Raw genomic sequence first — 22,225 nt, forward strand, 5'->3', positions numbered from 1 at the left:
ACCCAAATAAACGTTTGCCCTTATTGTTCAAAGCTTGAGCGTTGTCCAAGAGGGTAAAAAATTGTAGTGAGAAAATGTTATTGCGATGAGCAAATGTAGCGTTTAAATTGATAAAGAACATATGCTAAGTCAATGAGCATATGTTCACTTATTGCATACAATATCGATCCTCTTAAAGGGCGAGAGAAACCATGAGCAGTTCTAATCAAGATATTTCCATTGAAAACACGGATTTGTTGACAGAGATTTCCGTCGCGTATTATCAAGACGGTGCGACTCAGGAAGAGATATCGAGAAAATTTGCCATATCACGCGCAAAGGTTGGGCGAATGCTCAAGCAGGCGCGTGATGAAGGCATTGTTGAAATTACCGTTAAATATCATCCGGTGTTCAGCGCCAAGATCGAACAACGTTTGATCGAGCGATTCGGCGTTAAGCGCGCGCTTGTTGCTCTTGATCAACCGAATGAAGAAGCGCAACGACTACAGGTATCGGGATTGGTGTCCAATTATCTCACTAGCACGCTCAAAAACGGCATGGTGGTGACGGTCGGACAAGGGCGCAACGTGTCGTCTGTCGCTCACCATATTGGTGTTATTACGCCGCGTGATTGTAAATTTGTGTGTGGCATTGGTGGTATTCATCCGCGTGGCGGTATGTATAACGCCGACCATATTTGTCGTCAGTTGGCGAAGAAATATGGGGGAACCTCTGAAACACTTTATGCGCCGGCTTACGCAGAAAACAGAGAACAGAAGTTGGCCTTTATGCAAAATGCAACCGTGAAACAAACGCTCGACCTAGCACGTAAAGCCGATGTCGCTTTGGTTGGTATTGGTGACATGAGCGAAAACAGTTACATGGTCGACTTAGGTTGGTTTACGCCTGATGAAGTGGTTCAGTCGAGACTTCAACAAGGTGTGGTAGGGGATTTTGCAGGTTATGACTTCTTTGATATTCACGGTAATGTAGCGAACACGGTAATGAGTGACCGAGTAATTGGACTTGGTATTGAAGAGTTTCGGCCGATCTCGGAAGTCATTGCGATCGCAGCTGAGAACAGCAAGCCACTCGCTCTACTCGGAGCATTAAGAACTGGAGCGATAGACGTGATCGCCACGAGCGTTAGCAACGCATTAACCGTGCTCAACTTAGATGAGCAAATGCACGGCAACGCGACATCTGAACGCTAACGGAAATAGTCGGCTTTTGATGTAGTCAGGCTATGAGGGGTGACAAATCACTCATAGCCAGTTTCTATTTCGAAATGACAAGTTTGGTTTAGAAGCTGCGTTTAGTATATTGGAACACATCATCTTTAGATAAACGTAAGATACTTTGTTAAACAGACACTTGTCTTAACGCTCGATAGGTAGAGAGTGGTCTGCACCCCATTCGGTCCAAGAACCGTCGTACACCGACAGATTGTCTAGACCAATTTGATACGCCGCGAGTAATAAAATGCATGCGGTTACACCGGAACCGCAACTAAAAATAATCGAATTGTCACTATCTATCGTTAGTGCGCTAAATATCTGTTGCAACTCTGAATTTGGTTTAATGTGACCGTTGGCCAAGAGTTCTTGAAACGGTAAGCAAACCGAATTTGGAATGTGCCCACTACGTAGACCTTCTCGTGGCTCAGGCACTTCACCAAGGAAGCGAGCTTTGGCTCTAGCATCGATGATATTGGCACTTTTATTGGTTGAATGAGCAAGAACATCTTGTGCACTCAAAAAGGCATTTTGGTTGAGCTTACCCGTAAAGTTGCCTTCTTCGCTTGGTTGCGATAGGGCACTTTCGGCAGGGAGTCCTGCTTCAATCCAAGCTGGAAGACCGCCATTTAAGACTCGAACATTGTCATGCCCCATGGCTTTGAACATCCACCAAGCTCTTGGTGCCGCTAAAGTGCCTGAGTTGTCATAAACCACAATCAAGTCTTCGTTGTTCAAACCGAGTTGTTGCGCACTTTGGTTGAAGCCTTCTTCTGTTGGCATCATATGCGGTAGGGAGGAGCCGGGTAAGCAAAAGTCATTGTCGTAATCAAAGCGTAAAGTATTTGGAATCCACTTATCTTGAATCTTTTTGCCTTCAGAAGGGATTTGAAACGCAATACTAGCGTCGAGGAGCTTGACGTTAGGTTGGCCGAGAAGGCTATTGAGTTCATCAGTACTAATCAGTGCTTGCATTGTCTTTAGTTTGTTAGGTGGATAATCTTACTGTTTTACAACAAAAAAATCGCATGTTCAAAAGAACGATGCGATTTTTAAGCTTGAGATTGAAGATTTATGATGAAGGGGCGCTTTCGCTATGCCTTCAATCTATCTAGTTACATGGTCCAAGTGTTGTCTCCAGAAGTAATCACTTTCTGAATTGGGTCACTACCGTCATAGAACCAAATTTCAACAAGTAGGCTACCTTGGCTATCAGAAACATTAAAGTCGACATTTGCTGTACCATTGTTGAGTGGAACCGATGCGACTTTGCTTGGGTATTTTGCATCGTAGTTACCTGAACTGTTCTCGACAAACTCTTTGTACACGCTTAGGTGTGCTCGTTGTGAAGAGAAACCACTGATGTCTACATTGAGCGTACCTTCCGTCACTGGGTTGTAGCTAAAGCCATCTGGTACTACTAGATCATGCATGGTTGCATCTTCCACTGTTACCGTTGTCTCTTCTTCAGTAGTTTCTTCCTGCTGGGTAGTATCTTCCTCTGGCACCGTGGTTTGGGTTGGTGGAGGTGGTGTACTGTTACCACCACCGCCGCCTCCGCCACAAGCCATTAGTGCTAATCCCATGATGATTGTGATAAGTGCTTTCATAATGTTATCTCCCTATGGAATGTAGCATTTGTTAGGTGTTGGAGAGGTGTGCCAATCTGTGCTTAGTTCGCCACCAGACTCAGCCCAAGTTTGGAATTGAGGGTATGCATCGACCATGTCTACACGCTCTAGCGGCCAATCCCAATCCTCTACTATCAACAGTGCCCAAGGTAAGTTGTTTGCTGTTTTGAAGTACACACCTTGCGCAGGGTCACTTGCATCGACGCCGACACCGAAGAGGTTTTGGTCATCAAACTGTTCTGTTGGTGCTTGGTCTGCTAAGTGAACTTCCCACTTACGCCCTGGTTGGAAAGTAATACCATCGCCATGGTAAGTGCCCGGTGTTGCAAAGATGAACGGGTCGTATGGCATGGCTTGAATTGCTGAACGGTCAGAGCCTTCAGTGAAGTACACATTCAAGGTAAAGGTGAGTGAAACGTTATCATCACAGCCAGACTCGGTACGGAAGTAGCTACAGCTGCTCGCCGCGTGTGTGCTTAAGTCTTCACTGATGATGAAAATGGCTTCATCAGAAATACTTTCCAAGCCATTAGATGCTTGTTCTACACCATTGAAGGATAGCGTCGTTAATCCATTTTCAATCGAGCTTCTCAAAACACCCGGTAGTCGGATTGCGAAGCCATTTTTGTAACTTGCGCCGTAAGCCGCTAGGTCACCAGTAATTTGAATATTCTCAACATGACCAGCAAGACTGGTTTCAGTGATGCGGAATTTCACGACCACATCGTTCATGTCGTAGTCTGCGGTGTATGGCCAGTTATCTTCGTAAGCCACGGTGGCGTAATCTTCTGCACTCGGGAAATACTCCACTGAGTAACCATTACCAGTGATGGTAATTGGGTAATCTTCCACCTCACCAGACGTCGAACCACCATCGTAGTTTAATCCGGTTTGTTGGCTAAAGCGGAATCGGCTCCAACTAGACCCTTCCGTTGCAGCGGTTGAAACTACAAACGGTAGGGGATTATTACCCGCAGACAGTAATTGGTCGGTAAAGACTTGCTCACCTTCATCATCAAAGTCACCATCGCGGTTCCAGTCAAACCATGCTGATAGGTAGCCAGAAGTAGAAGCTGTCACATTCACAATTGAGCTTAAGCCTGGATCAAGTGCGGATACAAAACCAACACCATCTTCATCGGCTGTGCCCACAGAGTTATCGTTTGCCTGTCCGTCGGCATCACCATCTGGAGCAACAGAGCCAAGCCAAGTTGCACCGTCCACTTCGTGGCGAGGACCGTTTGACGCAAGCGTGGTGTGGTAGCTGTCTGGAGCATCACCAAAATCAATTGGCTCGTCTTCGTTAATCACCGGAGCATTTGCACAACGTGCACCGTCATTTTGGCTTGAGCTTGGACCGTTGGATACAAACTCAACCGCAGGAACGATACCTGCTGCGATATTGGCTGCGTTACCTTCCGAAAGGTCAACGCGATAGATTTTGCCATCTTGGTTACGTGACACGTAGTAGTTGCCGTTTACATCGAAGTAGCCAGCACCAAATGTGCCTTTCTCACCTGTGTCACCTATCGCAGTTGCGCTACCATTTGATGGGTTGAACTGATATAGCACACCAGAGTTGTTGTCGATGCCGTAAAGGGAGCCATCACCTGGATGGAATGCAAAGTCGGTTAGGTTCACAGTCGCTGTTGAGCTGATTTTCACGATGCTCAATGTCGCATTTGGATCAGAATCGAGCGGAGAAAGGTCAATGGAGAAAAGTCCTTTGCCTTTGCGGTACAAGTAGTAGACGTGGTTGTAAACGTCACCTACGTAAAACGTGTGGTCGGTAGGAAGACCCGAAACATCAAGTGTCTCTGCTTGGAAGTCTTGACCAAGACGAACAATCTTTTTGTTTGTGGTGTCGTAGCCGTAGATATAACGGTCAGTGAAGTTAAAGCCTACACCGTTGATGCCCGAAGCCAAACCTGTGTCGTCCTCTAAAAGAGTCGTAGAGCCTGTAACCAAATTGACGCCATAGATTTGAACCGGGGTTGATTGGAACAGGTATGCTTGGCTTGGGCACGTATCAAATGGCGCCGCTTGTGCGTAAGCGCTCGCTATTAGAGACCCAAGTAGTAGTGATGTCCTTTTCATAATTCGCCCTCTCATTGGTTCGTGATATATGCAATGAAAGGAATGTGCCAACTTTTAAGTTGTTGAATTTTATTGATTTAATATTTGTAAGAAGAGGGGTTTTAAATCTGATTGTCAAAATGAGAAAAAAGCCCAACATCGAGTTGGGCTTTTTGGGAATGATTAGAGGTTTAGAACTAACTACAAACCGGACAGGTTGGCATTTTCATCAGATTCATTTCTCGCCAAGACATGCTGAGCGCGTCCAAAATCAGAATTTTGCCTTTCTTTGGTTGGCCGTAATCAGCAATCACTTTGATCGCTTCCATAGCTTGTACTGCGCCAACAATACCCACAACAGGCGCCATGACTCCGGCTTCGACACAACTTAACGCACCGCTGCCGAAGAGGGCACTTAAGCACTGGTAACATGGTTGTGCTGGATCATCGTAAGTAAACACACTCACTTGGCCCTCCATACGAATGGCCGCGCCTGAAATTAGCGGTGTTTTAGTCGCAAAACATAGGCGGTTAAGTTGATTGCGCGTATCGACGTTATCTGATGCATCGACAACAATAGTGTGTTGCTTAATCAGGCTCTCTAACGCGGTATCATCAAGACGTTTTGCGATGGTATCTACGACAATGTGCGGATTAAGTTCACGTAGTGCATTGGCCGCCGAGTCTACCTTCTTACGACCAATATCCGCATCGTGGTGCAGCACTTGGCGCTGAAGGTTAGACAACTCGACGATATCATCATCAATCAGCGTGATTTTACCGACACCAGCAGTCGCCAAATATTGGCTTGATGCGCAGCCTAAACCGCCAGCACCAAGCATCAATACCGATGCTTGTTTGAGTGCTTCTTGTCCTTCAAAGTCAAACTGACGAAGAATGATCTGGCGGTTGTAACGCAACATTTCCTGATCGGAAAGAATATCCACAACGTCTTCCTAGTAAAGGGTTGAGTTGAATAGTTGAATCTGAACCGTTTCGCCCACTTCAACTCGGCCGCGTTCACGTTCCAATACAACAAAACAGTTCGCTAGGCTCATTGAGCGGAATGCACCAGAGCTTTGGTTACCGGTTGTTTCAACGACAAACTTGCCATCTTCCAATGTATAGATACCACGTTGGTAATCGGTACGACCTGGCGCTTTCTTAAAGGCGGTTTTGGTTGTTGCTGGAATAGATTCGGGTGCTTTCCATTCTGTATGGCCTGCAAGTTTTGCCAGCATTGGTTGAACAAGCACGTACGTAGTAAGAACTGCAGAAACAGGGTTACCCGGCAGCCCACAGAACCAAGCTGTACTTAGCTTACCAAATGCGAAAGGTTTACCCGGCTTGATTGCTAACTTCCAGAAACCGATTTCACCAAGCTCTTCAAGAATGTCTTTGGTGTAATCCGCTTCGCCCACACTAACACCGCCTGAGGTCACAACCACATCTGCCAATGTTTGTGCTTGTTCAAAGGTTGCTTTCAGAGTCTCTGGGCAATCTGGAATGATGCCTAGATCAACGGCTTCGCAACCGAAGTTCTCGATAAGCGGTTTAATACCGTAACGGTTGCTGTCGTAGATCTGACCTTCGTCTAGCGGCTCACCCAGTGGTTTAAGCTCATCGCCAGTAGAGAAGAAAGCAACTTTTGGTTTACGTACTACTGTCACGTGGCTAACACCTAGAGACGCAATCATCGGAATATCGCGAGGTGTTAAACGTGCACCTTTTGCCAGTACGATGTCGCCTTGTTTGATGTCGTCACCTGTTGGGCGGATGTTGTTTTGTGGCTTCACGTCGGTTTGGTTGAACTGAATGCCAGCATCTGTTACTTCAGTGTTTTCTTGCATGATAACGGCATCACAACCCTGTGGGATTTTTGCGCCAGTCATGATGCGAACACAGGTACCTTGAGGCCATTCACCTTCAAAAGGTTGTCCTGCAAATGATTTACCTGCCAGAGGCAATACAGAAGATGACTCAAGATCTTGAATGCGAATAGCGTAGCCATCCATTGCTGAGTTATCGAACGGCGGTACGTGGATAGGAGACAAGATATCTTCTGCCAGTACAAAACCGAGTGCTTCAGCAAGTGGAAGAGAAAGCGTTGTTTGGATAGGTTTGATTCGCGATAACATTTTGTCCATCGCTTCTTCAATTGGCATCAAGCCAGGTGCGTCGCAGCAGCCCATTGAGAAAATCCTGTGTTCTTTTGTTTTGTGGCAACTTTACCATAAAAGGGGACTGAGTAAGAATGTCCACCTATAAAATATGGGTGTAATTATTCAAAAATCCGAGTATCCTTGTCAGCCATCCAAAAGGGGTAAAAAACCTGCGGAGCTCAAGAAAATCAGCTCAGTACCTTCATCTGATGTGACTTGGTGTAAAGACACGAACTGAGCAACTCAAAGCGAAAAGTATGAATGCAATTTTGATTGGGTTTGTACGAAGGCTGAAGTAAAACAAAAGAGGAAGTGGAATGTCAGGTCTTAGCGAGTCAGCGAAGTTAGTAAAAGAAGCGCTAGAGCAACGCGGTTTGGAAACGCCAATGCGTCCAAACAACGTAAGTCGTGAAGAGAAGAAAGAGAAGATCGAACACCACATGCGTGAGATCTTAGGTCTACTTCAACTTGACCTTACCGACGATAGCCTAGAAGAAACCCCTCACCGCATTGCTAAGATGTACGTTGACGAAATCTTCTCTGGTCTGGATTACTCCAACTTTCCTAAAATCACGGTGATTGAGAACAAGATGAACGTGAGCGAGATGGTTCGCGTGAAGGACATCACAGTGACCAGTACTTGTGAACACCACCTTGTGACCATCGATGGCAAGGCTGCTGTGGCTTACATTCCACGTGGCAAGATCATTGGCCTGTCAAAGATCAACCGTATCGTTCGCTTCTTTGCCCAGCGTCCACAAGTTCAAGAGCGTATGACTCAGCAAATTCTTGTTGCACTTCAAACGTTGCTTGAGTCCGATGATGTGGCAGTGACGATTGACGCAACACACTATTGCGTGAAATCTCGCGGTGTGATGGATGCAACCAGCGAAACCACGACAACAGCATTGGGCGGTATCTTCAAAAGCAACCCAGCAACGCGTGCCGAGTTTCTGCACGGTTTACGTTAGGTAACCAAGCACTATTCTAAGAGGATGGCAAACGCCATCCTTTTTTATGCTTGTTTAGAAAATGACTTCATGATTTCTGGCCAATACATTTTGACGTAACCTGCCGATACCCAAACAACCAATACAGTCGCGATACTGAGCTCTAGAAAACCAAAGTCGTGCAGCCAGTGCCAGTGAGGGTGCGATTCGGCAAAAAAAGAGGTTAAGCGATGCATTGCGATAGCGCTGATCACGGAAGGAAAGGTTACTGCCGCGATAGAAGGTTGAAACTTCAAGCGAAGTAAGCGGAAGTAACATAAGTAGATCAATAAAGTCATAGTGATGGCGATCCCTGCCAATGCGCCTGTTAGTATCGGATCAGGTAAGGGAAAGTTCACCAAGTATGCTGCTAATGACAAGTTTACCGGCGCGGCCATAATCGCGAGGGTCGGTCTTGCTCGCCTTGGTAGAGAGCCGAAAAACACTAAACGATACAACACGAGTGGCAGCATGAAGAAATAAATGCCGATGCACATCATCGCTAATGTTTCGGAGAATAAGTTGTGACCTAGTTGAGAACCGGCTAGTGAACTACTGATTAGCCCCACCGGATAAAGAAACCAACTCGGTACGATATTGGACATTTTGAAGTTCATTAGCTGAAAGCTAAAAAACAGCACCATCATAGTAAAATGCAGCAAAAGCGCCATAAACCAAAGTGGATAAGCGATGATAGGTGCTACAGCGGCAAGATAATCTGCAAGGATCAGTAACGCCATACTCATTGGTGCCATTAAACTACCACTCAGTGGGTGACGAATGTCGACCATGAATAATCGTGGATTCGCGGCATATTTTATGAGTACAGGGGCGAGTAAAAGTGCGCCGAGTGACGCCAAAAATGGGCGTATCGGTTCACCAATCTCAGGAACATAGAGTGCCCAAGCTTGCCCTAAACCTATCATACCTAGTGCCAACGCGGCTTGAGACGGCGGGACACTATAAAACTGCACAAGTCTTCTCCAGTTCAAATCTACTCCATTTGATTTTTGCCTGAATGAAACGAAACATGACGATTTGGGTGAAATGCTCTATTTAAGTAGCGAATACTAACAAGTATGGAGAGGGGTTTCTCATGAAAGGTGGTGAGCAAATATCAGAAAATGATAATTTTGTGAGTTTGGTATCGAATATTTGGGAAAAGATGCAAAAATGCAGAGTTTGTCGCTCCAAACCCTTCGATAGTCTGGAGCAAAGTGATAACAAAGAGGATGTTATGTTGATTGATTCTCCGGTAGATCCTGCTGGCGTAACTTTTCGTTTTTGATTGTGCGATGCAGCAGCTGGCTGTAAATAGGTTGTCCACCCAACAATTGAGCAATAATCACAGCGCCCAAACAAGTAATGATCAATGGCAGGATTAAGTAGTAGTTATTCGTCATTTCAATCACTAACAGAATACCAGTAATCGGTGCACGTACCGTTGCAGCAAACAGGGCACCCATGCCCGCAATCGCAAATACACCAGGCTCGATATCAAGCGCAGGGAGCAAGACATCAGCACTTGCTCCGAACGCATAACCAAATAAGGTTCCCAGAGCAAGCATAGGTGCAAAGATGCCTCCCGGCGCACCAGAACCAAAACAGAGCAGGGTTGTAATTACACGACCAAAGAAAAGCAAAACTAAAATAGATACCGAGTAGTTACCGTTAGTAATGTCAGGAATAAGGCCGATACCACCACCAGTTAGTTGGGGTACGTACAAAAGAAGCAAACCAAACACGCCTCCCAGTAGCGAACCCACAATCAAGTAGCGCTTACGATCGTTTTTGTGAATTGCGACAAAACTGTCTTGTGCCACGGTAATCAGTTTATTGAAGATCACGCCAAACACGCCAAACAATGCGCCAAGCAATAAAAACAGCCATAGGGTTTGAAGCTCTGGCGACTGGTATTGCGGCATAGTGATAACGGCGTCTTGCCCGTTGATGGCGCGAAACACTATGTTCGCCATAATGGCAGAAATGATCACTGCGCGAATTGAGATCAAAGAGTAGCGAAACTGAGGTCGCATTTCCTCCACAACGAACATAATGCCTGCGAGTGGGGCATTAAAAGCCGCAGCCAAACCGCCAGCAGCACCAGAAGCGAGCAGGGAGTGGCGGGTATCGTCATCCTTTACGCGGAATATATCGGTCACCATTCGACCAACAGCGCCCCCCATTTGAACGGTTGGGCCTTCACGACCCAGCACCATACCTGAGCCAAGTGCGCCCATGCCGCCGAAGAATTTTACTGGTAGAACTCGCCACCAGCGCACTGGACGAATATTATCCATTGCCCCTTCGATTTCAGGAATACCAGAACCTGCCGCTTCTGGCGCAAAGCGGTGCACAAGAAAATAGCCAATAAAAGCTAAAAGTGCGCTAATGAGAACCGCTGCCAGCCACAACGGTAGAACATTACCAATTTCGCTTCTTAACCATTCTGTTCGTGTTTCAGAAACGAAATGAACGGCAAGCTCGAAATACGTACCGACAAAACCAGCCAACGTACCCACAATGGCGGCCATAATGAGAACAGAAAATGGTGTTGACCCTCGAGAGACAAACTGGTTAATCGCATCTTTCGGTACGTGCGCCAACACAGATTTCACAATTCTCTCGCGTTTGGTCATTAACAAGCTCTCCTGTTGCTGGGGGAAGGGACGAAAGAAAGTATACGCTTCGCAGAGTCTAGACCTAATCAATAAAGATGCAATTTAGCTTTTCACTATTGAGTGTTTGAAGTGTCGCGATATTATTCATTCACTCAGATTGTGCTATTGCTCTCATAATTTAGGATAAAAAACTTGTTTTTTGAGAAAAATGAACCATGCTTTAAATGTAAAGCAACATGACTGCTTCAGAAGGAGGGATGTGAGGTTTTACACACAATTTGGATGGATTCAAACCCTACGGTAAGTCCTCGTTTTATGTTCGGGATGCATCAATAGACATCGCCGATTCGCACACTCACGATTGAGTAACGAGGTAGAGGCGCACGCACATGTGCGCCTTCTTAATTTCTGCGTTATAACTTTCATCACCACCTGCCACTATTTTTCTCTTGAACATTTTCTTGCGGTTAGTAATGTCTTGGTTCGATGTCAACCAACTAGAGCAGTGCATGCGCTTTTATCTTCGACTCTTACTTTCTTTATGTTGTTGTTCGGTAACGTTTCCGGCACTTTCAACGCCGAGCTGGTGGCAAGACACGTTGTCAGCAATGCCATATTCCAATCTAAAAGAACGTATAGAAAAAAGTGGAAGCTGGTATGGTTGCGAAGTGCAGTTGCGAGACAACTCAACGTTTATCAGCGCATTTTGTTTGGATGATTTTTCGTACTACCAGCAGCACTTGTATGGTGAAGTGGTTTTGAGAAGAGAAAGTGCTCAGTTCTCGTTTCTCACTGAATACGAGTGGCAGCGTCTGAATGACTTACTTCTCAACTTAAGAAAGGATGGGTTAGTTTTACGCAGAGTTACTATCGGACAAGAACACTATGATGTCGTTGAAGCTCTGGAAAAGAAATCTTCCGAGCTTGTCGATAAAGAAGTTATTTTGTTGATGAACCGCTATCCACAAGAAACGATTCGAAGTTTGCTTTGGGTAAAACCGGGCGAGTTTCTGACGCCATCACCGTCCTTAAATGTGCAATTGCGCAGTGATGGCGAAATTATCGAGGTCAAAGTGACTCGTTTTTAGATTCTTTATGGAGAGATAGGAAGGTCGCCATTGCTGATTCATCCAAAAAACCATCCGATTTTTTGTGAGCGCGCAGGTATTGATAGCCTGCGATTAGCTTGCGGTGTAGCTCTTCTGCATCGTCTGACAACGGCTGATTCATAACGTGTTGAAAGGCAAGTTTGTACGCATCCATATCCACGACTTCAGCACGGCGATATAAATAACCACATCCCGTTGCTAACCATTCGAGAGAGCAATTGGCGCGCATTGCAATTTGATTTGCTTTGGTTAGGCTAGGTTCACTGCCTTTAAGGTATTTGCGTATTAAAGCTTCAGACACATCGACGCGTCGAGCGAACCCGCTGATGCTTTCTTCTCCGATCAGGGTGGCTAGGCGTTGGGCAAAAGACATATTTCGTACTCCAGTTCGAATTGCGAAAGTTTACCCGTTGAGCCGGTACGAAAACAAGACTACGATGAATGCAGATCAATTGAAGGAGAAAACCCATGGTTGCAAAAGTAGTAACTGCACCAAAAGGCCCAGAGTTCTCAGAGCTGGTTCAAGGATATTGGCGTGCAGTTGAGTGGGGAATGACGGCTCAAGAGCGTTTGTCATTTCTTAAGCAACACATTGAGTTAGGCATTACGACGGTCGATCACGCCGACATCTACGGCAATTACGAGTGTGAGGCGTTGTTTGGTGAAGCGCTAGCTTTAGACAAGAGTGTTCGTGAGCAAATTCAGATCGTGACGAAATGCGACATCAATTTGTGTGGCGATAAAACGCCAGAGCGTAAGATCAATCACTACGACACGAGCTCAGCACATATCTACCAATCGGTGAATAACTCGCTAGAACGTTTGAATGTGGATGAAATCGACGTACTTTTAATTCATCGTCCTGACGTGTTAATGGATGCAGACGAGGTTGCAGAAGCATTTTCTGAGCTTCATAAAGTCGGCAAAGTGAAGCACTTTGGCGTGTCTAACTTCACTCCACGCCAGTTTGAACTGCTGCAATCTCGCTTAGGTAAGCCGTTGGTTACTAACCAAGTGGAAATCAACCCACTTAACTTTGAGGTTGCACACGATGGAACGCTTGATCAAATGCAAATGTTGCGCACGCGACCAATGGCTTGGTCTTGCCTCGGTGGTGGTTCAATTTTTAGTGGTGACAGTGAGCAAGCTGTTCGTGTCCGTAACGAATTAGAAGCAATTCGTGAAGAAGTGGGCGCAGCGAGTATTGACCAAGTAATTTATGCCTGGGTACGTCGTTTGCCATCTAACCCTATTCCAATCATTGGTTCTGGTAAAATCGAGCGTGTGCAAACTGCAGTCAATGCATTGAATATCGAACTTACTCGAGAGCAATGGTATCGAGTATGGGTGGCTTCTAAAGGTCACGGTGTGCCATAGAATTGATATCTTATCGATGAAATTGTTATTAAAGGCATCCTCTATCAGGGTGCCTTTTTAGTTTTAGCGCGTTACTGTTTACCCATTATGGAAATGGAAAGAATGAAATTCGAGCAAAAATGGGCTTTGGATGTTTGCTGCAACTTTTTGCTTACTTTGGGTGGAGGAGTTTTACCCATGTTTGTTTTATGTCACTAAACAGCGAATGTGATGCTTGCTTTTTAGTCATTTTGTTCACTCATTCATTCATATTGCGTATGCTTATCGAATAATAAAGAAATAAAAAACTCGTCAGTTTTCTCGTATTACATGCTGTAACAATCTGTTAGACTCCGGCGCAGATTGTGGAATATAAAAAGGTGATTGAATGTCTTTTCCCGTACTCATCTGTGATGATTCAGCGTTAGCACGCAAACAGATGGCGAGATCACTACCAGCCACATTGAATGCCGATATTACGTTTGCTATCCACGGAAAAAACGCGCTAGAAGAACTCGAAAAAAACGAGTTTAAATTGATGTTTCTTGATTTGACCATGCCAGAAATGGATGGCTTTGAAACACTAGAGCACATGCAACGGTTGGGGGATAAAACTCCGGTGGTTGTGGTGTCGGGGGATATCCAACCTAAAGCGAAAGAGCGCGTGTTCGCACTGGGTGCAAAAGCGTTTATTCAAAAACCGATCGCCAAAGATGAACTCAAGAAGGCGCTTAAAGAGTTGGTCGAGCCAGAACCTCGTCCTCAAATTATCACGCCTGTCTCTATTGAGTTACCGATTTTACGTCGTCGCGATATTTACATGGAAGTGGCTAACGTTTCAATTGGTCGAGCAGCCGATGCGTTGGCGCGTCACTTTGATGTGTTTGTGCAACTACCTCTGCCGAACGTCAATATCTTTGAAGTGAGCGAACTTCACATGGCCCTACGCGACTTGGCGTCGCATGACAACGTATCGGGTGTTTGTCAGGGATTTTGTGGCGAAGGTATTGCTGGCGAAGCGCTAGTGATCTTGAGTGACTCAAGCGTATCTGATCTCAAAAAGTTGATGAAAGTACCAGCAGACAGCGAAGAGCTAGAAGAGCTTGAGCTGCTAATGGATATTTCTAATATTTTGGTGGGGTCGTTCTTAAATGGTTTAGGCGAGCAGTCTGAAGTCCGATTCTTCCAAAGTCCACCAGTACTCCTTGGTCAGCATATCTCAATTGACTCGATCATTGAATCTACAACTGGAGCATTCAGCCGCACGATGACATTCGAAGTGAGCTACAACATTGAAGGAACGTCGATTCGTTGTGACTTGTTGTTTATGTTTGTGGATGAATCCTTGCCGCTGCTTGATAACAAACTGTCTTATCTAATGGAGGAGTTCTAATGTTGAATATGCCAGCAGAGTTTGAACAATTCCATTGGATGGTGGATATGGTACAAAACGTCGACATGGGCTTAGTGGTCATTGATCGAGATTACAATGTACAGGTCTGGAATGGGTTTATGACTCATCACAGTGGTTTGCAGTCTCATGATGCGATAGGTCGTTCTATATTTGATATCTTCCCTGAAATCCCACAGGAGTGGTTTAAATTAAAAACAAAACCAGTGTATGACCTAGGCTGTCGCAGCTTCATCACATGGCGACAACGACCTTACTTATTCTGCTGTCGCAATGTTCGACCAGTTACGCAGCAAGCGGAGTTTATGTACCAGAATGTTACGTTGAACCCAATGCGCACACCGACTGGAAAAATCAACTCGTTGTTTTTGTCTATACAAGACGCGACGGCTGAAGCTCTGATGTCTCAGAATCAATAGCGATAAAAAACTTTCTCAAAAGCCAAGGTCCGCCTTGGCTTTTTTGTATACTTATAGTTGTGTTTCCCAATGCGTAGAACGTGAATATGGACTTTAATCTCGCTCTAAAACTCTACACCGCAGAGCAAGTAAAAAACGGTGAAACGCTGGCTGCGCAAATGGCTGGTGTTTCTATGTATAGCTTAATGCAACGCGCTGGTATGGCCGTGTATGAGCGCTTTTTACATCTGTATCCTAAATCAAAAAATATCTTAGTGATTTGCGGTAAAGGGAATAACGGTGGCGATGGTTACGTATTTGCATCTCTTGCGAAACAAGCTCAACTCAATGTACATGTTTTCCAAATTGGTGATGTATCTGTGCTAAAAGGTGATGCTTTGCGCGCATACCAAGACTGGCAGTCAATCGACGGTGTTAACAATGATTGGGATGAATGGAATACCGCATTGCTAGAAGCAGATGTGATCATCGATGCCATGTTAGGCACTGGTTTAAGCGGTGAGGTTCGTTCGGAGTATCGTCGCTATATTGACCAAATTAATCAAATTCATACCCCTGTGATTGCAGTCGACGTTCCTTCTGGTCTGTGTGCTAATACAGGTGCAGTTTTAGGTGATGCTATTCGTGCCGAGCATACTGTAACCTTCATTGGGGTTAAGCAAGGCTTATGCACTGGACAAGCGAGAGATCGAGTTGGCGAGCTCTACTTTTGTGGTTTAGGCGTCAATACTAAGTTTGATACTATCGAAGTAGAAAGTGCATTAGGTATTGATCATCAGGTTGTTTCAAGATTAATGCCCAAGCCAAATCCAACGGTCCATAAAGGTGACAACGGGAAGTTGCTTTGTGTTGGTGGCAATCAAGGGATGTCTGGAGCGATTCGTTTATGTTCCTCCGCTGCGATTAGAGCCGGAGCGGGTTTAACTGCCGCAATTACTCACACGAGTAGCCTTATTCCACTGCAGGTTGGTTGCCCAGAAGTAATGAGCCAGAGCATCACCGCTGACTTACTCAGGGATACTGAGAACGACTTAACTAAACGCATTCGCTGGGCTGACGTATTCGTGTTTGGTCCTGGCTTTGGAGATGATGAGTGGGCTTATCAAGCCTATCAATATCTGGCTCAAGAGCAGAAACCTAAAGTTGTTGATGCTGATGGCCTCAATATTCTAGCGATGCTGAGCCAGCGATGCGATGGCACTCTGGTGTGCGACAACCATCGAGTGATCACGCCGCATCCTGGAGAGGCAGCTCGACTACTAAATGTAACCATTCAACAAATAGAAAGTGACCGATACTCTGCTGCAAGACAACTGCAAGAGCGTTATGGCGGTGTAGTGGTTTTAAAAGGCGCGGGGACGCTTGTTTACGATGGAACGAGAATGTACGTCTGTCTAGCGGGTAACGCCGGAATGGCGACGGGGGGAATGGGAGATGTGTTATCTGGAGTCATTGGTGCATTACTAGCCAAAGGTTTACCAATTTCTGTTGCCGCACGTTTAGGTGTGGTACTTCACAGTCATGCTGCCGATATAAACGTGAGTCAGCATGGTCAAATTGGTCTTTTGGCAAGTGATGTCGTTAGCACTCTTCGTACCGCTATCACCCAAGAGCTCTATCGAGTTTAATTAGATTTCATGCATTGCTGAGAAAATTCGTCGATTTTTTTGAGTACTTTTTTCGAATTAGCAGGGCATCTTAGTATTAGGTGATTGAGTTTTAGGCAGATTTGAGAGGTGATGCGTTTTCATTTTAAAGGGATGACGCAAAGGTTTGCGCAAGAGGTTAACTTAAACGTTTTCTTAAGTTGTTGATAATTATAAATAATGAGAAAAAATAACGACTTGAGGAGTGTTTTTGATATGCGATTATCAAGATGGTATCACAAAAAAAATTCAAATATCAGACTTGTAGGAAATAAATCACAGCCTATAATGCTGAAAACCGGAGCGTCTGCCAACGCTCCGGTTTTTTTGTGTCCGAAGAACAGTGAACTCGTCTGCCAACGAAATCACTACGCACTCTGAGATGACACATATACATATGAATCAAGGAATTACACAATGCGTATCGAACAAGAACTTAAGTTAGGTTTTAAAGATGTACTGTTTCGCCCGAAACGTTCTACCCTTAAGAGCCGTTCTCAAGTAAATTTAACCCGCGATTTTACATTCAAGCATAGTGGTCGTCAATGGTCTGGTGTGCCAGTAATCGCAGCAAACATGGATTCGGTTGGTAGCTTTGCAATGGCTAAAGCCCTGGCTGAGCATGGTGTAATGACCGCTGTTCACAAACATTACACGGTAGAAGATTGGGCTGAGTTTGCTAAATCAGCAGATAAAGTAACCATGAATAACGTTATGGTGTCTACAGGGACATCTGACGCAGACTTCCAAAAAACCAAAGACATCATGGCACTTTCAGATGAATTTATTTTCATTTGTATCGACATTGCAAATGGTTACTCAGAGCATTTGGTCGAGTATGTTGAACGCGTGCGAGCTGAGTTCCCAGACAAGGTCATTTCTGCAGGCAACGTGGTTACTGGTGATATGTGTGAAGAGCTAATCCTAGCTGGTGCAGACATCGTTAAAGTGGGTATCGGCCCAGGCTCTGTATGTACAACTCGTGTAAAAACGGGTGTTGGTTACCCGCAGCTTTCTGCAATCATCGAGTGTGGTGATGCAGCGCACGGCCTTGGTGGCATGATCGTCGGTGACGGTGGCTGTTCTTGTGCGGGTGACGTAGCGAAAGCATTCGGTGGTGGCGCGGATTTCGTAATGCTAGGTGGGATGCTAGCGGGTCACGAAGAGTCAGGCGGCGAAGTGATCGAGAAAGACGGCGAGAAGTTCATGAAATTCTATGGCATGTCGTCGAAGAGCGCGATGGACAAGCACTCAGGTGGTGTCGCTGGCTACCGTGCGGCCGAAGGTAAAACCATATTATTGCCATACCGTGGTAGCGTTCACGGCACTATTCAAGACATCCTTGGCGGCGTTCGCTCAACTTGTACATACGTGGGTGCAGCAAAGCTTAAAGAGCTAACCAAGCGTACTACATTCATCCGCGTTCAAGAACAAGAGAACAACGTGTTCGGTAAAGAGTAAATCGACTGAATGTAACAAGTGTAAAAGCAACCATACGTTATATCTATAGCAGATAAAACTATACTATATGCAGCTATGAGCCAGAGTGAGATTGATTTCTTACTCTGGCTTTTTGCTTCTCATTTGTTTGCGCTTCAAAATTAACTCTAAGCGATTTTAATAGTTGGTCGAGATTCGACTTGTTCAAACGGTAATGATGTTGTAACAGGCATGAGCTGTAAAACGCTTGAAATCTGACAGTCTCTATTTGACCCAATATAGTCTTTGACATTAGCGACTCGCCAAGTCATGTCTCCGTAAGTACGCAGATAGAACGCGGGTGATTGATGACTGTTATGTCTAATAACGCTCCATTGGGTAATATCACTAAAAAAGACTTCAGGGTTATCGGATGTCTCAAACTCATTCGCCATGATGCCCAAAGGTATATCAACGCGATTAAGTAGCTTTTGTCCGAGTGAGAAGGCTTCGTCGAAGTTAGTTGGTTGTTCGCTTAACTGCTTAATTGCATAGGTTTGTACAAATCGAGACGGCGGTGTTGGGTCGGCGGGTAGACCCATCAAGCCAGCGCCATTGATTGATTGAAGTGGGCCAGGCACTTGGACATGACGTTGCATGGTTGCTTCATTGTTCGGTTCTGGGTTGTAGTTGCGCAAATTGGAAAAATAAGAGAGGTGATTGACATGCCAATGGTAATTTGGGCAGTTAGTCATTACTCCAACGTAGGAGTGGTCCACAACCACTTTATAATCATCAAAGTCGTATTCGGTACATTGATAGCGTGCTTGCTGATTTTCCTCTTTGCTGAACATATCGCTTTCTTTGAATGCTCGATAGATATGCATATTACCGTTAAGAAACTCAATGACGGCACTGTCATTATTTGCATCGTGAATCACGAAATGCTGGTCCAAAGCCATGTTGTCACTCTCTGTTTCACCAGTTGAAATAGTCGAGTTAAACACGTAAACGGGGTGGGTGGTGAAGTAGGTCACCATCTCGTCCACAGTATTAAACGTAGACAAGATAAAAGTACCAAACAGGCCGCTGCCTAATGCAAAGGCATCATCAGGGATGTGAGAGGTCGATACATTTTGATTGAGAATGGGCAAGTACAGTGACCCAACAGAAAGGCCAGATTCATTAATGCCATCAGCTGTTAAAAGAGGGTTATTATACCGGGTAATGGCATTGCAGTGTATGAAGCTCAACTCTCCCTGCCAATTTGCTCGAAACTCACATTCTTTACTGTGACGTTTTGGCGGCTGACCATTGAAAACACGGTCGGCTTTTCCGTCGGAAGTAAAGGTCGTAATTTGGTAAGTTTGTTGGGCTCTAAACCAAATCTCGGTCTGAAGGTTAACTGCAAACTCCATGGTTCTAGCGGATAAGGTTTGGTTGTTGCAACCATAATTGATATTAACATCTGTACACATAGCCATGCTTTCCGTTGTTTATCTTGAATGATGAATATCCAAGAAACCCTCTGAATCAAATGCTTAGAGATTACGTGGATATAGATGAATTGCGCTTTAGTAATGGTTTTAGCCATTGAGATAAGCGCATGCTATTAAGTTAAGCATTCAATCAAAAAACGTCAGTAGCAGTTTAGTATCAGTTGATAGAGTTAAAATAAAAAGTGATGTATTAAGTAAAACTCTTTGATCTTAGAAATTAATAATATATTTATTTTTTCAATCTTGGTTACTCTAGATTTAAAGTTTATTTTAAAAGTGATTTGTATTTATTCGATTATCTTGCAGTGGTGATATAAAGTGAGAACATAAAGTTAACAATTTCAGATTGTGATTGAAAATGGGGAGAGTCTTCAATCCAAATACCGAGAAATGAAACTGCCCGAGAAGTTGTGCAACTGTCTCGGGCGAAGTGATGAATCAGGTGAGCAGCTATAAAGTTTTCTCACAAGAACCGCTAAGTGGTGGAGATATTTTTAAATTATCATTAAAGATTTCTACAACGACGGGGCCTTTATTTTCATCTTTTGCATAGTATGCACAGGACTTGTCCCCAGTATAGGTTTTACCTGCCTTTTTGAAACTGTAATACCAGGAGTCATGGGTAGCGGCACCGGATTCAAAACTAGCAGATTCAGATTGTTCGCCAATATTCAAGTCGAAATGAACCTCCATTTCCGGAGAGTCTTTAAATCTCACATATCCGGTGATTTTATCGTTGGAGTTATTTTTAACGTAAAATGAACCCTTAGTTGTCATAATTTTTCCTCTTTTTTAATTTCTATACGTGATAGAACGGCCAAATGACGTTCTGTTAATATATGCTTTTTAAGATGCATATTGATGTTAAATGATGGTCTTATTAGTTCTAAGGTGATTAAACTTATCCTTAGCATATTTTTCTTTTATACCGATTAAGTCGCGGTAGCTTCGATCAAAATAAACGCTTGTCGGAATTGCCGGATCTTTAAAGCTGATGAAGGCACCATAGGTTCCCGGTATATCAGCTTCTCTGGCTTTATCAATCCAGTCCATGGCTCTGTTTACATCAACAAGTACTGGGTTATTTTGTAGTTCTAGTTTTTGCTTTATCTCTTCATTCCACCAGGTTTGGTATTGGACTGTATATTGACACTGGCGGTAGGGGAAAGATATGTCTTCAAGGTCGTCTGAGTGATGATAAAAACCGCCAGTGATCGCCCCTAAGGTTACGTAACTAAATAGCCCTTGATCGCGGTTTTCTGGCTTTATCAAAGGTGAAGTTAAGCTTTGCAAAAGTGCAGTATAGCCTTCTGGTTTAAGACCTCGCTCTGACACCAATCGCGAAGTGATTTTGTGAGGTGCTGGGGCGTCATAATCGGGAGGGAAAGGAGAACCGTTTTGACACAAAGAATCGCGCCCCCATGTGCTCATCAGGGAGTGATCGTATTTCTTCCCGTCAAAGTCAGTGCCATGTGCTTCATAGACTTGAACTAAATCAGGGAAGCAAGCGCCAAATTGAACGGCTATAAATTGGTGAAGATCTTGTTCTGTTCCTTCCCAGTAGCCATACATGGTGCAGTGATGGCTGATGGTTTCAATATCACAGTGGTTAGATGATTCAGGCAGAGCATCAATTTGCAAGTTGGTGCCAAGAAGTTTAGGCGTATCGAGGCTTTTTATAGCCTGCTCCCAATTTTTTAGCACATCTATGGTAGGGTGCGTTGGTATTGGCTGAAGCATACCGTTGATTTTTGGATAGAGGTTCCACTGAAGCTCGAAGCGGTGGATCTCTTTGGGTAAAGGGAATGTTTTTACGCGTAGCTCGGTAACAATGCCATAGCTCATGCCTCCGCCGCCTCTTAGTGCCCAAAATAGGTGAGGGTTGGACTCTGCTGAGACTTCTGTGATCGTACCATCACCCAATACCACGGTTGCACTCACTAGGTGCTCACAACACATGCCGTATTTTCGCGTCCAAGGGCCCCATCCTCCGCCTTGAATATAGCCAGTCAACCCAACTGTGGCACAGGTTCCATGTGCAATCATTCGATCATGCTCTGCAAGTTTTGGTGTCAGTTGATAGAAGCGATAGCCAGCACCAATGGTGGCAATATTGTCACACAATTGGAAGGTCTTAATTCTGCTCACGTCAATCAAAATGACGTTGTCACCACTGCATTCACCTGCGTGATCATGCCCTCCTGAGCGAACACGAATCGGGAGATTGAATTGAGTTGCTGTTAGATAGGCTTGCTGAACTTCTTGCGTACTTTCGCACATGACAATGACAAAGGGTTGGTGTTGATAGCGAGTATTGAAGATGAGTGACTCGACTTGATATTGGTTCAAACCGGGAACCGGTGAAACCGTGTTTTCAAGAGGTGTCAGTAATCGTTCTTTAGGAAAACCGCACTTATCCATTTTCTGAATAAACAGTTTGGCATTATTGACTGAGATTGAGTACGCGCTAAGTACAGCGAGGCGTTGTATTTGAGGGTTAGGGTGCTGTTCTACCACTTGGTTTTCTTTAGTTCCCTGCATCCATTCATGTTCCATTATTTTTTCCATTTGGCTTATGTATTGAATAGTTGTTCAAATATTAAACCAAATGCATACATTCACCATATCAGTTTGGTATCAGTTGTTCTGTACAAATCGCCAAAAGCATCAGCG

At 44.7% G+C, this 22,225-nt stretch carries 19 protein-coding genes; 8 read left to right on the forward strand and 11 right to left on the reverse strand.

The window, feature by feature from the left end; translation table 11 throughout:
- Positions 1 to 191: 191 nt before the first annotated feature.
- The gene (locus tag KJB35_RS14750; RefSeq protein ID WP_005387670.1) at positions 192 to 1,193 is read left to right on the forward strand and encodes a sugar-binding transcriptional regulator; all 1,002 of its coding nucleotides are present in this window, start codon (positions 192 to 194) and stop codon (positions 1,191 to 1,193) included.
- A 165-nt stretch (positions 1,194 to 1,358) separates the two neighbouring features.
- Here KJB35_RS14750 and KJB35_RS14755 read toward each other — a convergent pair whose 3' ends face one another.
- From KJB35_RS14755 to moeA, 5 genes are all read right to left on the reverse strand, one after another.
- The gene (locus KJB35_RS14755; protein WP_285357108.1) at positions 1,359 to 2,189 is read right to left on the reverse strand and encodes a sulfurtransferase; all 831 of its coding nucleotides are present in this window, start codon (positions 2,187 to 2,189) and stop codon (positions 1,359 to 1,361) included.
- 140 nt (positions 2,190 to 2,329) lie between these two features.
- A complete protein-coding gene (locus tag KJB35_RS14760; protein ID WP_169629067.1) occupies positions 2,330 to 2,824 on the reverse strand; it encodes a hypothetical protein in 495 nt (164 codons plus the stop codon).
- Positions 2,825 to 2,836: 12 nt separating this feature from the next.
- The gene (locus KJB35_RS14765; RefSeq protein WP_285357111.1) at positions 2,837 to 4,942 is read right to left on the reverse strand and encodes an LruC domain-containing protein; all 2,106 of its coding nucleotides are present in this window, start codon (positions 4,940 to 4,942) and stop codon (positions 2,837 to 2,839) included.
- 176 nt (positions 4,943 to 5,118) lie between these two features.
- Positions 5,119 to 5,868 carry a molybdopterin-synthase adenylyltransferase MoeB gene (gene moeB, locus KJB35_RS14770; RefSeq protein WP_054577777.1) on the reverse strand — a complete coding sequence of 250 codons (750 nt, stop codon included), beginning with the start codon at positions 5,866 to 5,868 and terminating at the stop codon, positions 5,119 to 5,121.
- A gap of 9 nt (positions 5,869 to 5,877) precedes the next feature.
- The gene (gene moeA, locus KJB35_RS14775) at positions 5,878 to 7,113 is read right to left on the reverse strand and encodes a molybdopterin molybdotransferase MoeA (RefSeq protein ID WP_149192114.1); all 1,236 of its coding nucleotides are present in this window, start codon (positions 7,111 to 7,113) and stop codon (positions 5,878 to 5,880) included.
- A gap of 287 nt (positions 7,114 to 7,400) precedes the next feature.
- Here moeA and folE point away from each other — a divergent pair, with 287 nt between their 5' ends.
- Entirely contained in the window at positions 7,401 to 8,054 is a 654-nt protein-coding gene (gene folE / locus KJB35_RS14780) for a GTP cyclohydrolase I FolE (RefSeq protein WP_005373478.1), read from the forward strand.
- Between the two features lie 44 nt (positions 8,055 to 8,098).
- Here the strand turns inward: folE and KJB35_RS14785 are convergent, their stop codons facing one another.
- Together KJB35_RS14785 and clcA are read right to left on the reverse strand one after the other, a co-directional pair.
- Positions 8,099 to 9,046 carry a TDT family transporter gene (locus tag KJB35_RS14785; protein ID WP_005373475.1) on the reverse strand — a complete coding sequence of 316 codons (948 nt, stop codon included), beginning with the start codon at positions 9,044 to 9,046 and terminating at the stop codon, positions 8,099 to 8,101.
- Between the two features lie 261 nt (positions 9,047 to 9,307).
- A complete protein-coding gene (gene clcA, locus KJB35_RS14790; RefSeq protein ID WP_005373473.1) occupies positions 9,308 to 10,711 on the reverse strand; it encodes a H(+)/Cl(-) exchange transporter ClcA in 1,404 nt (467 codons plus the stop codon).
- 455 nt (positions 10,712 to 11,166) lie between these two features.
- Between clcA and KJB35_RS14795 the strand changes: the two genes are divergently transcribed.
- Complete coding sequence (locus KJB35_RS14795) at positions 11,167 to 11,781, forward strand: hypothetical protein (RefSeq protein WP_238843211.1); 615 nt, start codon at positions 11,167 to 11,169, stop codon at positions 11,779 to 11,781.
- On the opposite strand, the gene KJB35_RS14800 is transcribed toward KJB35_RS14795, so the two are convergent.
- On the reverse strand, positions 11,762 to 12,175 hold the full coding sequence (locus KJB35_RS14800; RefSeq protein ID WP_005387686.1) for a helix-turn-helix transcriptional regulator: 414 nt from the start codon (positions 12,173 to 12,175) through the stop codon (positions 11,762 to 11,764). The genes KJB35_RS14795 and KJB35_RS14800 overlap by 20 nt on opposite strands.
- A gap of 95 nt (positions 12,176 to 12,270) precedes the next feature.
- On the opposite strand from KJB35_RS14800, the gene KJB35_RS14805 reads away from it, so the two are divergent.
- The 5 genes from KJB35_RS14805 to KJB35_RS14825 all read left to right on the forward strand — a co-directional run bounded on the left by KJB35_RS14805 (position 12,271) and on the right by KJB35_RS14825 (position 18,095).
- Positions 12,271 to 13,179 (forward strand): aldo/keto reductase family oxidoreductase, encoded by a 909-nt coding sequence (locus tag KJB35_RS14805; protein ID WP_005387688.1) that lies wholly within the window; start codon positions 12,271 to 12,273, stop codon positions 13,177 to 13,179.
- A gap of 367 nt (positions 13,180 to 13,546) precedes the next feature.
- Positions 13,547 to 14,551, forward strand: coding sequence for a response regulator (locus KJB35_RS14810; protein ID WP_005373466.1), 1,005 nt, complete (start codon positions 13,547 to 13,549; stop codon positions 14,549 to 14,551).
- Entirely contained in the window at positions 14,551 to 14,988 is a 438-nt protein-coding gene (locus KJB35_RS14815; RefSeq protein WP_005373463.1) for a PAS domain-containing protein, read from the forward strand. Before KJB35_RS14810 ends, KJB35_RS14815 begins: the two co-directional genes overlap by 1 nt.
- A gap of 86 nt (positions 14,989 to 15,074) precedes the next feature.
- Positions 15,075 to 16,616 (forward strand): bifunctional ADP-dependent NAD(P)H-hydrate dehydratase/NAD(P)H-hydrate epimerase, encoded by a 1,542-nt coding sequence (locus KJB35_RS14820; protein WP_064369352.1) that lies wholly within the window; start codon positions 15,075 to 15,077, stop codon positions 16,614 to 16,616.
- Positions 16,617 to 17,051: 435 nt separating this feature from the next.
- Positions 17,052 to 18,095: a GMP reductase gene (locus KJB35_RS14825; protein ID WP_206946570.1), complete on the forward strand. Its 1,044-nt coding sequence runs from the start codon at positions 17,052 to 17,054 to the stop codon at positions 18,093 to 18,095.
- 146 nt (positions 18,096 to 18,241) lie between these two features.
- Here KJB35_RS14825 and KJB35_RS14830 read toward each other — a convergent pair whose 3' ends face one another.
- The 3 genes from KJB35_RS14830 to KJB35_RS14840 all read right to left on the reverse strand — a co-directional run bounded on the left by KJB35_RS14830 (position 18,242) and on the right by KJB35_RS14840 (position 22,108).
- Complete coding sequence (locus tag KJB35_RS14830) at positions 18,242 to 19,531, reverse strand: linear amide C-N hydrolase (RefSeq protein WP_285357118.1); 1,290 nt, start codon at positions 19,529 to 19,531, stop codon at positions 18,242 to 18,244.
- Positions 19,532 to 20,002: 471 nt separating this feature from the next.
- The gene (locus KJB35_RS14835) at positions 20,003 to 20,329 is read right to left on the reverse strand and encodes a hypothetical protein (protein ID WP_005373454.1); all 327 of its coding nucleotides are present in this window, start codon (positions 20,327 to 20,329) and stop codon (positions 20,003 to 20,005) included.
- 87 nt (positions 20,330 to 20,416) lie between these two features.
- Complete coding sequence (locus KJB35_RS14840) at positions 20,417 to 22,108, reverse strand: FAD-binding oxidoreductase (RefSeq protein ID WP_005373452.1); 1,692 nt, start codon at positions 22,106 to 22,108, stop codon at positions 20,417 to 20,419.
- Between the last annotated feature and the right edge of the window lie 117 nt (positions 22,109 to 22,225).

Origin of the sequence: Vibrio sp. D431a (genome assembly GCF_030248655.1) — a bacterium.
Taxonomy (GTDB): domain Bacteria; phylum Pseudomonadota; class Gammaproteobacteria; order Enterobacterales; family Vibrionaceae; genus Vibrio; species Vibrio alginolyticus.

Bases quoted from the DNA above. Each gene is read 5' to 3' on its own strand.
- KJB35_RS14750 (WP_005387670.1), top strand. From the start codon at position 192: ATGAGCAGTTCTAATCAAGATATTTCCATTGAAAACACGGATTTGTTG.
- KJB35_RS14755 (WP_285357108.1), bottom strand. From the start codon at position 2,189: ATGCAAGCACTGATTAGTACTGATGAACTCAATAGCCTTCTCGGCCAA.
- KJB35_RS14760 (WP_169629067.1), bottom strand. From the start codon at position 2,824: ATGAAAGCACTTATCACAATCATCATGGGATTAGCACTAATGGCTTGT.
- KJB35_RS14765 (WP_285357111.1), bottom strand. From the start codon at position 4,942: ATGAAAAGGACATCACTACTACTTGGGTCTCTAATAGCGAGCGCTTAC.
- moeA (WP_149192114.1), bottom strand. From the start codon at position 7,113: ATGGGCTGCTGCGACGCACCTGGCTTGATGCCAATTGAAGAAGCGATG.
- folE (WP_005373478.1), top strand. From the start codon at position 7,401: ATGTCAGGTCTTAGCGAGTCAGCGAAGTTAGTAAAAGAAGCGCTAGAG.
- clcA (WP_005373473.1), bottom strand. From the start codon at position 10,711: ATGACCAAACGCGAGAGAATTGTGAAATCTGTGTTGGCGCACGTACCG.
- KJB35_RS14795 (WP_238843211.1), top strand. From the start codon at position 11,167: ATGTCTTGGTTCGATGTCAACCAACTAGAGCAGTGCATGCGCTTTTAT.
- KJB35_RS14800 (WP_005387686.1), bottom strand. From the start codon at position 12,175: ATGTCTTTTGCCCAACGCCTAGCCACCCTGATCGGAGAAGAAAGCATC.
- KJB35_RS14805 (WP_005387688.1), top strand. From the start codon at position 12,271: ATGGTTGCAAAAGTAGTAACTGCACCAAAAGGCCCAGAGTTCTCAGAG.
- KJB35_RS14810 (WP_005373466.1), top strand. From the start codon at position 13,547: ATGTCTTTTCCCGTACTCATCTGTGATGATTCAGCGTTAGCACGCAAA.
- KJB35_RS14815 (WP_005373463.1), top strand. From the start codon at position 14,551: ATGTTGAATATGCCAGCAGAGTTTGAACAATTCCATTGGATGGTGGAT.
- KJB35_RS14820 (WP_064369352.1), top strand. From the start codon at position 15,075: ATGGACTTTAATCTCGCTCTAAAACTCTACACCGCAGAGCAAGTAAAA.
- KJB35_RS14825 (WP_206946570.1), top strand. From the start codon at position 17,052: ATGCGTATCGAACAAGAACTTAAGTTAGGTTTTAAAGATGTACTGTTT.
- KJB35_RS14830 (WP_285357118.1), bottom strand. From the start codon at position 19,531: ATGTGTACAGATGTTAATATCAATTATGGTTGCAACAACCAAACCTTA.
- KJB35_RS14835 (WP_005373454.1), bottom strand. From the start codon at position 20,329: ATGACAACTAAGGGTTCATTTTACGTTAAAAATAACTCCAACGATAAA.
- KJB35_RS14840 (WP_005373452.1), bottom strand. From the start codon at position 22,108: ATGGAACATGAATGGATGCAGGGAACTAAAGAAAACCAAGTGGTAGAA.